13 protein-coding genes are annotated in these 12,283 nt (G+C 43.4%); all 13 read right to left on the bottom strand.

The features are described 5' to 3' along the window. Window positions 1–99: 99 nt before the first annotated feature. The 13 genes from F0361_RS01170 to F0361_RS01230 all read right to left on the bottom strand — a co-directional run bounded on the left by F0361_RS01170 (window position 100) and on the right by F0361_RS01230 (window position 11,629). Window positions 100–936, bottom strand: coding sequence for a hypothetical protein (locus F0361_RS01170; protein ID WP_154916880.1), 837 nt, complete (start codon window positions 934–936; stop codon window positions 100–102). A 28-nt stretch (window positions 937–964) separates the two neighbouring features. Continuing rightward, window positions 965–3,097: a hypothetical protein gene (locus F0361_RS01175; RefSeq protein WP_154916881.1), complete on the bottom strand. Its 2,133-nt coding sequence runs from the start codon at window positions 3,095–3,097 to the stop codon at window positions 965–967. An 18-nt stretch (window positions 3,098–3,115) separates the two neighbouring features. Then, on the bottom strand, window positions 3,116–3,997 hold the full coding sequence (locus F0361_RS01180; protein WP_161598182.1) for a S49 family peptidase: 882 nt from the start codon (window positions 3,995–3,997) through the stop codon (window positions 3,116–3,118). A 617-nt stretch (window positions 3,998–4,614) separates the two neighbouring features. After that, complete coding sequence (locus F0361_RS01185) at window positions 4,615–5,184, bottom strand: hypothetical protein (protein WP_154916883.1); 570 nt, start codon at window positions 5,182–5,184, stop codon at window positions 4,615–4,617. A 2-nt stretch (window positions 5,185–5,186) separates the two neighbouring features. Continuing rightward, window positions 5,187–5,696 (bottom strand): hypothetical protein, encoded by a 510-nt coding sequence (locus F0361_RS01190; protein WP_154916884.1) that lies wholly within the window; start codon window positions 5,694–5,696, stop codon window positions 5,187–5,189. Further along, window positions 5,686–6,114, bottom strand: a complete 429-nt coding sequence (locus F0361_RS01195; RefSeq protein ID WP_154916885.1) for a DUF5675 family protein — start codon at window positions 6,112–6,114, stop codon at window positions 5,686–5,688. The genes F0361_RS01190 and F0361_RS01195 overlap by 11 nt, the downstream gene beginning before the upstream one ends. Before the next feature lie 7 nt (window positions 6,115–6,121). Next, window positions 6,122–6,490 carry a hypothetical protein gene (locus tag F0361_RS01200; RefSeq protein ID WP_154916886.1) on the bottom strand — a complete coding sequence of 123 codons (369 nt, stop codon included), beginning with the start codon at window positions 6,488–6,490 and terminating at the stop codon, window positions 6,122–6,124. An 11-nt stretch (window positions 6,491–6,501) separates the two neighbouring features. Beyond that, complete coding sequence (locus tag F0361_RS01205; RefSeq protein WP_154916887.1) at window positions 6,502–6,846, bottom strand: hypothetical protein; 345 nt, start codon at window positions 6,844–6,846, stop codon at window positions 6,502–6,504. Between the two features lie 10 nt (window positions 6,847–6,856). Beyond that, entirely contained in the window at window positions 6,857–8,416 is a 1,560-nt protein-coding gene (locus F0361_RS01210) for a hypothetical protein (protein WP_154916888.1), read from the bottom strand. 1 nt (window position 8,417) lies between these two features. After that, complete coding sequence (locus tag F0361_RS01215) at window positions 8,418–10,526, bottom strand: fibronectin type III domain-containing protein (RefSeq protein ID WP_154916889.1); 2,109 nt, start codon at window positions 10,524–10,526, stop codon at window positions 8,418–8,420. Further along, window positions 10,523–10,747 carry a hypothetical protein gene (locus F0361_RS01220; RefSeq protein WP_154916890.1) on the bottom strand — a complete coding sequence of 75 codons (225 nt, stop codon included), beginning with the start codon at window positions 10,745–10,747 and terminating at the stop codon, window positions 10,523–10,525. Before F0361_RS01220 ends, F0361_RS01215 begins: the two co-directional genes overlap by 4 nt. Beyond that, window positions 10,744–11,124 carry a hypothetical protein gene (locus F0361_RS01225; RefSeq protein WP_154916891.1) on the bottom strand — a complete coding sequence of 127 codons (381 nt, stop codon included), beginning with the start codon at window positions 11,122–11,124 and terminating at the stop codon, window positions 10,744–10,746. The genes F0361_RS01220 and F0361_RS01225 overlap by 4 nt, the downstream gene beginning before the upstream one ends. 1 nt (window position 11,125) lies before the next feature. Next, window positions 11,126–11,629 carry a hypothetical protein gene (locus F0361_RS01230; RefSeq protein WP_154916892.1) on the bottom strand — a complete coding sequence of 168 codons (504 nt, stop codon included), beginning with the start codon at window positions 11,627–11,629 and terminating at the stop codon, window positions 11,126–11,128. Window positions 11,630–12,283 lie beyond the last annotated feature (654 nt).

Below are 12,283 nucleotides of genomic sequence, written 5' to 3' on the forward strand. Positions count from 1 at the left end.
ACCGTGTAACATGAACCCATAGAAAAGCCCCAGATTACTCCGGGGCTTCAACCAACTAACCAAACTAACTCAAGTTCACCCTTTGGGGGCTAGGGGGCTTTACCCTCTCTTTTGTTCAATCAAATAGGTAGTGGCACCGGCCTTGAATACTTTCAAGTCCAACACCGCATTGTTTGCGGCTACCCAGTCCGTACCATCCTTCAAAACGACGGTTACACTGGCCACCCCTGTTTGGGCCCCTTGGCTCAACACAAAGGGGTCCGCACCACCGGAACCGATCAGGCTCAATACCGTTCCATGGTCATGGTCAAAACTCGCCACATCCAAGGCAGTACCGGCGGCATCAGGAGCCAATTTGAATTGGGTGCCATTGGCTTTCAATAAGGCCAAGTTCTCATCGGCCTGGGCGAATGGTTCTGCCAATACGATACTTCCTCTATATGTTGCAGGAAGATACCCGGTACCCAATGTCTGTTCGAACATCAAGGTATAGCCCGTTTTCGTATCGTCCGCCGCAAAGGAAGGCTTCAATCGCATGGGTGCACAGTCCGTACCGTAAACTTCAAAATCATTTCCGGTACATACACCATACATGACGATAAGGTCCTTACCTACCGTATTTTGTATAAATTCCTTGATATCCAAATCGTTGCCTGGATAGTATCCCTCAAATTTGTGTGGCAATACCAGTTCGTCCACATCGCCCTCACCATCAAATCCGGGTTTTTGCTTTTTAGCGGTCATGTATACCTGGTACATGGTAGCGCCGGGCTTCATCACGTAGTTACCTTCCAGTAATACCCCACCATCATTTCGGCTAGGACGGCTCAAAATATCGTCCGCAAACATGATGGTCACGTTAGGGCTCTTAGGTGTAGGGGAGCCGGGGGAAATTCCCGCCGGCGCCGCTATTGACTTTCTTATAAATGCTGACATCTTAATCTCTTTTTTTTAAGTTATACAATTAAGCTATCGTCCTTTCGGATTCGTACCAAACCCCACCGGTCTTCACCAAGGTAATCTTATCCGAGGCGGTAGCAAGCACGGCCTGACTAGCCACTTCAATATTACCGGCCACATCATTGATGGTCAATGTTGGAGCTCCCGGAGGTCCATAGATGGTAATCTCGTTACCTTCCACACCGTTGGTAATTTCATCCAACACCTCGTTTGCAGCTGCGGTACTGTAGAAGTTCACCCCTTCACTGGCATCGATGATACCTGCGTCAAAGTTCACGTCTGCAGGAGCAGCGGCACTTACCACATCCTCACGCTTCAATTCCACAATGGAACCGTCGGCTTTTACGAACAGGGTCAAAATTTTGGCCTGTTTCAAATCGAACGTGGAAGCCAAGGATAGGTTTCCGGTCGAATTAACATTCTTGGATTCTACAATATTTGGGTTCCCCTCAATCTTGATAATCTGTCCAGGTTTGGCATCGTCAATATGGGTCACCGTAGTATTCCAACCATCCTCTACCTTCATATAACCATATTTTGCGCTGATTCTTCCAGTTTTAGTATCGAATACCGGAATACTGAAATCCGCAGGAAAAATAGACACGTCGTTACTCCAAACGGTCTGAACCTTGAATTCCAACGGATCGCCATCCTTCACCGTAGTACCAATATGAATCAATCGCACACCTAGCTTATAATCGGCCCAGACGTAAATCTTTCTTAATAAATATTCAAAACGATAGAGTGATTTTTCTTTCGGAATATTTTCCAAAATTTCAATATTATCATCGAACGTGATAAACATAAAATCCAAACCTTCCAAATCTGGCATTACCTCAAATTTTACATTGCTGTAATCCTTTGGATTGGTAGGATAACCAACATAATCGTTTTGGGTGCCGTGGAGTTGCTCGTACCTACGTTTATAGGCCTTCATCCAATATGGGGAAATATAGAAGACCAAGTTCGGGTTCACCCGTACTTCCAATGGCAATCTCTCGATGATTTTATCTACATAGTCCACAATGTTGGAAACTGTTGGCGTTCCTACGGCAAATGGCTTGTATTTTTTGGTAATGTGCCTCGCCTTGTAAAATTGGTACAACAAACCATCCTGACGGTTGATGAACTTACCGGCCTGTGTGGCATCCTTTGGAGTATCCACATGAACACCTTTTACGGTGGCAATTCTATCCTCTACCCTAGCTTTTTTGTCAAATTCGCTAACCAAAAACTGTACAAAAGTCATTTTGTACGGTTGCGATCCCTCTCTATTTGTCAATTTTGCAATCCATGAAGCTTCAAGTTGCTGAAGGTAATAACCCACAAACTCCATATCGATTTGGATTGGATAAATCTTACCTTCTTCAGGTTGAATAAGGTTATTGTTCTTTGGCAACCAGGGCAGTTTTCGCGCTTGTGAAATTTCAGCCGTTACGATAGTACCAGAGGCTATAGTATCAACGACATTCATTCGCTTTGGCCAGAAAGACGGTAAACCAAAATTGTCCCTGTGCAGGGATTTGATTTCATCCGGATTTTCGCGATAATAAAGCTTCAAATCCCCGTTCAACTTATCCACATTAACGCTTTCCTCCACCCAATCGGTAGCCGTAGTAACGATACCAGCGGCCCTTTGGTTCCAAGGTCTGTCCTCAAAAGCGTTCCAGGCTTTATTGTCACCGAACAAGTGCGTAGCGCTGTGCATCGCCTTTGGACCAATCTTTGGACCTGTAGCAATGGGGGAATCGTCCTCTGGGGACTTCAACAATTTCTCGATCAAGGCTTTTTGCTCCTTTTGGTTCTTGTTGATCAACTTCAACTGGGCCTCCACATCGCCTTCCTCAATTTTGGTTTCCACTTCCTCTTCGGTAAGGTTCGTTTGCCTCAAGGCGGTCCTGAGCTCATTTTTCAAACGCTCCTCGCGTTGATTCTCGGTTTCCATGTTGGATAGGTCCTTATTGAACATCTCCATCATTTCATCCATCTGCTTTTCGTCCTTCAGAAAGTCCTTCAGTTCATTCTTCTGGTCATCGCTGAACGCGACTTTTTTTCCTTCGCCATCTATGGGAATCTTATCAATTCCGAGTATGGTCATGACCACGGTGGCCAATTGGGCTGCTAATTTCCATTTCATCGTTTATATAATTAAAGGTTAAAAATTTGCTTGTAGTTCCTTACGTAACTTGATTTTGTCCACCATCACAAAGGCATCGTTCAAACCGCCTATTCCATCTATCATCCCGAGCCCTAGCGCCTTGTCCGCATCATAGGTCTTTCCGTTCAACACGCCCTTTTCCTCCTTGAGGTTTGGCCTGCCGGCACGTACGGCCGACTGAAACTTTTGGGCGATGGGCGACAAATGTTCCTCAATGATCATTTCGTACTTCCCCTCCAGGGCGAGTCGGAATGCCTCGTTCTTATTTTCGCTTTCCGGGGGATAGATTTCATGAAAGACGATGCCTTTTTCCTCCCAATAGGGTTTAGCGTCCTGAAAGCTGCTGACAACCCCCACACTTCCAAACCGGGCGCTCACATCGTTATCCGCCATGATATAATCACACACCGAAACAGCCGTCCAGTAATGCAAGCTCATACAGGCATCCGCCAGGCCAACGACCGGCTTGGTCTTTTCCTTGGCAAACTGAAGAAACGGACCAATGGCGCTTACCGCACCGCCCGGACCGTCGATATTGAAAATGATTCCTTTGATGTTGGGATTTTTATCGGCTTTCTTTAGGGCGTCTACAATTTCGTCCGCACCATAGGTACACCAGTCCCCGTACTTAATCACCGCGCCCATCATGTTCACCATGGCCACGCTTCCCTCCGGAATGATCATTTCCCCGTCCTCATCCTCTTTTACCAACTTCCCATTAGGATCCAGGACCTTTACCAAGGCACTGGTCGATTCCTCAAAGTGGAGCTCTTCGCCCGAAATGATTTTTTTCACCTGTGGCGCAAACCCCAAAAGGTAGCTGGGTTCCAATAACCAAGTACCTCTGATGACTTCCGATAAGAGTAGATTTACCTTCATTTTGTCCATTTCATTCCCAAGAAGTCGGGAATCTGGATAAAGGTGCACAGAAGCAAAATTTATTCGTGTAACATCAAAATGAAGAATCTCAGGGAAATAGCGTAATTTTGTAAGGCCGATGCTTGTTGAGCGGCAGGTGTTGTCATACACCAAATATCGCAGCCACGATATTGAATTATTGACGAAGTTACATTGGATCAACTTATCATTGATGTGAAACCAGGTTAACCACCCATAAACATTAATGAATTCCATTGCAGCAAATGCAATGTGGTTTGGAAAAATCACAATGTAACTCACAGGTTCCCTTTTTAGGGATTCTGTATTGGGAACTTGCTTACCAAACATGATAAGTTGAAGTAAGTATAGCTCCAAAGTTCAGGGAGGACCTAAGTGTCCTCCCTTTTTTAAAAAGTATGCTCAACAAGCAGAAATCCAGCATACGGCAAAAATGCCCTAATGAACGCAAGATGACTAAGCTGGTGTCATTGCTAACCGTTCTTTTAGTGCTCTTATTTTTTGGTACCTCTGAAGCAATACTTTCTGTGACGCTTCTTAAAATGTGGGAAGAATTTTAAGTAAAAAAAGGCTTTGGGGTGGCTGCTCCAAAGCTTTTACTAATAATTATTCACCCGATTAGAACTCTTATGTTGAAAACGGGTCAACTTATTTTCCTTGCCGGTTTCCCGGTAATACAAGATCCGAAGGCTTTCCGTATCAAAACCGAGCTCCAGCAAATCATATTCGTCCATAAAATCGTTGATGACCTCCTTGATGGCCACCGAAGTAAATTGCTTAGAACCGTTCACGTAGAAAATAAAGGCCGTGCGAAAAATATCCTCAAAAAAACCGTTGATGTAATTGTTGTCATACTCCGTAAACTGCAACAATTCATGTTCGTCTTTCCTGGTTTTAAATAGGGCGCTATCGTACTTCTTGCCCCCCTTTACAATTCGTATACTGAACTGGATCCGGTAATCGTACAGATGCGTATTCTCCTCGTATTTGCTGTGGACCATGTTTATGAGCCGACAAATACTGGAGGTTTTGTGCAGCTTGATGGCCTTCGTTTTAAGCCTGGGCATAACTACGGCCTCCTCGCACTTGAATTCATTGAAGAGAAACGGCACCAAGTGGTCCCTCAATCGAAAAGGTATCAATTCATGTTCGTTTGCCAAGCAACACATACTTATCGTCTTAAAAACCACGCCAGGGAAACGAACAGGCCAATAAGCGCAATCCGGTTTCCCCACATCGTTTGCGTTTCCTGTTTGATTTTGGCCAGTTCAATATTAGCCGTCAATTTCTTTTCCTCCAGTCCAAGCTTGAAACTGTACTCCAGGTCGTTTTTCCGAATCTCGAATTCCTCCGGACAAACGATACTGTCCCGCTCCAAAAAACCGTCCTTGTCAAACGTCTTGGTACTGGTGGCCCCGTTCTTACCAACATAGGTTTCGGTAACACCCTTGGGGCGTTCGCTGGGTGTCCTGGGAAAATCCGTAACGATGATATCCCCCTGACGGTAGGTCTGTATCTCGGTGCGGTCCCGAAAAGCTTCTTCCAGGTCTATTTGCGTATTCGTTTTGTCCTTAAGGGAACTGCATCCGACCAACAAAAAGATGCACCCAAGAAAAAAGTATCTCAACAGAACAATATTCCCCTCCTTGGAGGGGCTAGGGGTGGGTTTTTTAATTTCCATTATCGTTTATATACATATCAAATTCTTCCGGCATATAATTGAACAGTCTTTCCAAGGTGTCCCCACTTAAATAGAGGTCAAGCTCCTTGTCCGCATTGATCAACCTAAAATCGTAGCCCACACCAATACATCCCCGGGTTTGATGTACGTAATTAAGTACATGTACCAATATCAAGGAACGTCCAGGCACTCCGGTTACATGAAAATGCCATCCGTATTTCTTGCTCCATCTTTTTACAACTCTATAAGGTTTATCTGAAGGCGTAGCGGGAACCCTGCTAATATTCCTGCGATTGCCCATATCCTTCAGTTCCAAGGTGGCACAATCCATCACCTTTTTTAGACCATCCCAAACAGCAAGATTACCCAATGTTTGATTGGGCGTTCCATCTCTTAATCTGTCCAGGATCCAATACATTTTTAAATCAATTCTGGTTTTTTCTTGAAAGGTTCTTTATTTCCTGAAGGTCGGTGCCTATATTTTTCAAGTATTCGTTCTGTTTTTCAATATTCTCCAGAATAAACTTTTGTGTTTGGATGGTAATGATCAACTCTTTCTTTTCCTCGAAACTCATGTGCCTATCAGTATCGTTCTCATGTTTTTTTAAGGCTTCCGGAAGTGTTTTGGTAACCTCGTTCTTTTGCTCTTGGGAATCGAACAGGAGTTCATTTTTCGATACCACAAAAGACACTAACCCCAACAGTGTCACGATCAGGCTTATGTTAAAACCTTTCAGCCATTTAATAATTTTATCCTGACCGGCAACCAAGGCTTTTTGCTCTTCAATGCTCATGCGTAAGCGTATTATTTTTGAAACAACGATTTTCTTTTTTCCAAGATCCAGGCAATAAAGGCACTTCCAAACATTCCTGTAAGAACGGAAAGGGTATTGTGATAAGTTCCGTTAGCAGTGAGCGCGGGAATATAATTTTCTATTAAAACCCCGCTCAGCTCACCTATCAACAGAAACACAGTTATTGAGGCCACTATATGAAAGGAAATGTATTTTGGTTTCAATTGAAAATATCTTTTGACTCCTGTATCAACATCTTCACTCTTCCAAGAGTAGAGTATAACACACAGCACCCCAAGGGCAAGGGCTACAATCATTTCAAGGGTTACGTGATTGAATAAATGTGCGTTTTCCATAGTTCTAATTTTACCACCAAATCAGGGTGCTGCTTTTCTTTTTATTTGTTTGGTCTACTGTTGGGGGTGCCGCACATGGTGAGCAAACCCCTCCACAATCAATCCCGGTTTCGTCTCCGTTTTGGATATTATCAGCGCAAGTTGGACTTGGAGGATTGGATATTTCGTCCGCAAGATCATTTGCCAAATACGCCCAAGTTTTCTCAATATTGGGAAAACCATTGTATTGGGATATCCCCACTTCCGTATCTCCCGGTGTGTCCGTCCATATATCACTTAATCCAACAACACCAATTCCGCCCCAAATCGCTATCTCAGCAACATCTAGCATATTATCATTATCCGAATCCTCTCCGGCACTTCTTGCTGTAGTCGGCCTCGTTGGATATCCTCCAACTTGACTTTCACTAGATATGGTAGCAGGTGTACCTATTCCTTTAAGTAAATTGTTTATTCTTAAATCCTGAGAATCATAAAAAAGGTCAATCCCAATTTTACCTATTAAACTGTCCTTAAGCATAGAAGCTGGCAATAAATCCGGAAAGGCGTTTTGACCATTTCCAGTAGGTGAAAAAACTTCATATTGTTCATATCCCGGACGTAAAAAAGCATCTACATCTGAGCCATCTTCTTCATTACCATTAACATAAATTTGGGTATTTGCGTTTGTTGCTCCCGTTAAAGGAGGTTCATGCCTAAATAGATGATAGCTTGAAGTTCCAAAATTATGCCACGGGGCGGGTGTGCGGCCACCTCTTTCAAACTGATTATTTATAAAATCAATTTTGGTTCCACCCCTGTAATAAGGGCCTGAGCTAAAATATCTTGCAAAAACATTTATAAACTCTATTCCTTCGTTAGGCCTTGGGGCAGATGCCGGCAACCTGTCCGAAACGGAATAAATAGCAGATCGGTAATAAGTTATGTCATAAGCACCATTTACCAATGTTCCTTGACCTTTTTCGATATTTTCCGATATTATGGAATTGGCAAAGGTTATATTATGTACATCCTCATTTCCTTCGTAGGGCCCGCCACCAAAATCTATACCTCCGTCCCTGAACCACATTAAACTTACATGGTCTATGTAAACGCCATCTATAGGTCCAGAGTTTGAAAAAGCTTTTACCGTAAAACCGTCGGCAGGTTCATAGTTTGGGTCGCTAGGTGGTAGGTTACCAGGATTGTATGCATTTTCTCCCGGGGCAATTTTAAGAAACCTAACAATTACATTACCATCATGTAGATTCATTTCAGCCCCCCTAATCACGATTCCAGCAGGGGAAGTCTGCCCCAATATGGACACATTTTCGTACCCGTTTCTAATTTTTAAAGGTGTTGTCACGTCTATATATCCTGAAACATCAAAAACAATATTTCTTGGCCCGGTCAAACTTTCCATTCCGTACCTTAAAGTCCCCGGAGTATTGCTTCCGCTTAATGATGTTACATGGTATATGGTACCGCCCCTACCCCCAGTAGTGTTTTTTCCATGACCTACAGCACCGGGAAAAGCTGTTTGCGCAAGTGATATTGAACAAATAAATAAAATCAATACTAATGTTTTCATTTTAAGGATTTATAGTCACTTCTGCAAAATCGATTATCATTTCATTACCAATTGCCAAGGTATCAAATAGCCTTATATAAGGGTCGTCTACCGCCGCCGTGTTGGTTATTGTCATTGTGGTCCAAACGTCAGTTCCCTCGTTTCCAACTGAGGCACTTAACTGGTCAGATGTCCAGCCGTCAGCCGTGTAAGCTCTTATCCAAATATTATTTGGATAGCTGCCAACCCTGCGCAATCTCCACGAAAATGTTACGTTGTCTCCAGCGTTCACCCCTATAAGCCGTAAATACAAATCGTTTCCGGTATTGTTAAGCTCTAACCTCACAGCGTTTGAACCGTTAAAAACGGTTGTGGTTTCTAACGAAATAGTATAATCGCTGCCAGTTCCAGCGGTAATCCCATTGGTTCCGGCCACTTCGTTTGGTGTAGAGGTCAGGGCATTTGGACTATAGTAGGCCGTAAAACTGCTTGCCGTGGTTACGCTCAAATCCGTACTATATGGGCCGGGATTACCACCTTCATCAACACCCCGAACATTTATATTGTATGTAGTACCCGGAGTTTGCCCCGTGAAAGTATAGGTTGTACCCCCATTCACCGTAATTGGAGCCGCCCCATCCCTGGAAATCTGATAATTTGATATTGTTCCAATACTGGCATTTGCAGCGTTCCATGAAATAGTAAAACCTGTTTCGGTTATGTTTGAACTTGCGACCCCCGTAACCTGGGAAATGGAGTAGGGTTTAAAATAACTATCAACTACAACTGTACCGGAAATAGCTGGAGGGGCTTTTGTAACCGTCATTGTGTTACCGTTTGCAACATATACCCCAATAACTCCAGATGTTGCACCGGCCGTAATATCCACATCCTCCGTTCCGCTCCCTATAATATCATAATCATCACTTGTAAAAACCATGGAAGAACCTTGAAGTATCGTTCTTATAATGGCCACCTTATTTGAAGAAAAGGTTGAAAATTCATAAAAACTTGGGCTTCCAGTTGCAAGTGAGTAATTAACAGTTCTTTTACCCTGCTCCCCCGTTGTTTCGAACCATTGATCGTTAAAAGTTGCCCCATTAGTTCGCAATGCCCAATAAATGTCCGGGTTTCGGTATGCTGCGGTTCCGCCACCACCGGGAACATCCACCCAGCTTGTACCGTTGTAATATCTAAGTAATTTACTTACTGAATTGACATAAATATTTCCTTCGTCATTACCCGGATCGGAAGCCCGGTTTAATCGTGCATACCCACCAGTAAATTGACCGGCAGTAACCGTGTTGGTTGCCGTCAACCAATCGGCATTAATGGTGCCACCGCTTATGATATTATTGCCGTCCAAATTCAAATTTCCAGTCATTGGCACCGTACCATTGGCCAAGAAATCGCCTGAACCTGAACCACTAGGTATCGATTCCGTATACAATTCACCATTATTATCCACCCGTAAAGCTAGGTTTCCACCTCCCGCCAATCCCGATATCCTCACATCTGCTGTATTAATTGAAAACCTATCGAGTGATTCAGACAGTGTAACCGATTTTGTACCTCTTGCAATTTGAAGGATATCCGTGCCGTTCAAAAAGATGTTGGCTCTTTCAGTTCCGCCTGTATCCACCAAACCAAGAACCCTTAGATTATCTATATTGTTTTGGCCTAGGTTTAGGTCGTTGGTCATACCTATAGTGCCATCTGCCAATATAACCCCGGATAATCCTATTTGATATGGGCTGCCTATGGTTCCGGTTCCCGTAACGGTCGTATTCGTTCCCGCAGTTACCTTTGTCTCAGACCCGTCCGCAATGGTATCGTCATCGCCATCGGCGATATCGGCGGGGATGTTCAATAGATTTGAATTCCAATCCGCTCCGGCTGCGGAGGCCATCAAATCGATAAACTGAGTCCCATCATAATACCAAAGGGATTTCGTGGTATCATTTCCCAGCAATAAACCGCGAATAGGATTATTAATACTATTAATCTGAGCGGTTGTTTTCACTTTCAACAATAGACCATCTGTGGGGCCCGTAACATCAATTACATCCGATTGTGCTTGAACGGTAACTGAACAGCAAACTAAGGCCAAGGCCAACAAAACTCTTTTCATTCCAAACTGGTTTTAAATGGGATTAAATTTCCTTCTTCGTCACTCACCAAAGTATCCGCACCTTTACGGATAATGGTCAGGTTGCTCTCTGCTTCCTTCACTATAGGTATGCGATCGCCCTTTTCCATTTTTGGGAGTCTTGTATATAGCTGCCTATACTTGAAAAACAAAACGGTTACGGCCGCGGCCAATACCAAAAGGGCTATCCAAATTCCTATCATGATAACTGTAGTCTTAATTTTCGGTTGGTTTCAAAAAAGATATCCGGGTCGTCCAAATCGGCCACCCCTGTAAAATCATTGCTCATCAGCTTGCCCTCCACATATTCGGTTTTCGTTGCTTCATCGATCCAGGCCTCTATCTTATCCCCGGCCTGAAAGGCGCCGCTATCATTGTTCCCTTTTCCCTTGATCACCAACCAGGACTTTCCATTGGTATCGTCCAAATGAAAGCTGCGTCCGTGGAGTTCAATAAGGGCGGCTCGCATCTCATTAAAATCAGACGCCAACCATTTGCTTTTTAGAGGCACATCGGCCAACTCCTGCAATCGCTCTGGAGAATCCTCCTTTTCTATGATGGTCAATGGAAATACGCTCATACTACAAGGGTTCTAAAAAGGATATGGGGATTTCGTATACAAAGCCGTAGGCCGCGGTATTCTCAAAAAAGCCGATCGGGAAAACACTATAAGTAGTAAACTGTACCTGGGTAGATTTCTCCGTGCTGGAGAAATTGATTTCCGGGGCCGTATTCTGAAAAAAATCGTTCCTGCCCAGGATCAACTTTAGTTCGTTGCTCAACTTTACACTTAGGAACTTAATTTTTCGAAGCTCCTCCAGGCGCTGACTTCGGTACTTATCGTTACTCGGAAATTTGATTGTTACACGCTGACGGTACAACATACCGTTCTCACTATCCTCTCCGGATTCCGAAAAACGGGCCGAACCGGTACTGTAATACACCTCCTGAAAATTTCCCTGGGAAATATTCGTATTGTAGAATGGCTGGGTATCCAGCTTTCCCGCGGCGAATTCCTTTGCGGAGACATCCAATTGGATTCCGCAAATGTGGGGATTGGCAAAAACGCGCGAGCTTGCAAACATACCTGATCTAAATATACTGCAAAATAGACAAATAAGAATATTATAGACTGTAACATGAAAAAAATATCCTTTATAGGATATTTTTTTGGTCGGATTAATATTCCTTGACTCTTTATGGATCGCTTCGACTACGCTCAGTAACCAAAAAGGCCTGTGTTGAGCGGAGCCGAAAGACCTGCCCTGAGCGAAGTCGAAGGGTTAAACAAAATGAAATTTTTCTCTGGTCCTCTACTTCCTTTTCTTCCAAAAAACTGTAGTCTCTAGCTAGGTGGAAAAAAACTGTAACTTTGTAACTTTGTAACCGCTCTTTTTAAGTAATTGAAATTCAGTTAATTACTTCGATTTTCCAAAAAATCATTTTTGTAACCGGCCATTTTATAAGATTGTAGAAATTGTAACCTTATTCTAAGGTTACAATTTTTTTGTAACCAAGTTACAATAGACAATAATAAAATGTAACCTTTAATCGTCCATCTCGCGGGCCTTTTCGTGAATGGTTACAAAGTTACAGTTTTTTTCTACTAGAGATTAGAGGGGATTGGGGAGGGGAACGACAGAACGTCAGGACGCGCCCTTTTGTCGGTTTTGTTTAACTTTTGGTAATTTATATGGAAGTTTATGAGTTTAGTCTTTCTAGTCAAAAAAAAACTGTCA

The sequence above is a fragment of the Maribacter flavus genome (assembly GCF_008386635.1).
Taxonomy (GTDB): Bacteria; Bacteroidota; Bacteroidia; order Flavobacteriales; family Flavobacteriaceae; genus Maribacter; species Maribacter flavus.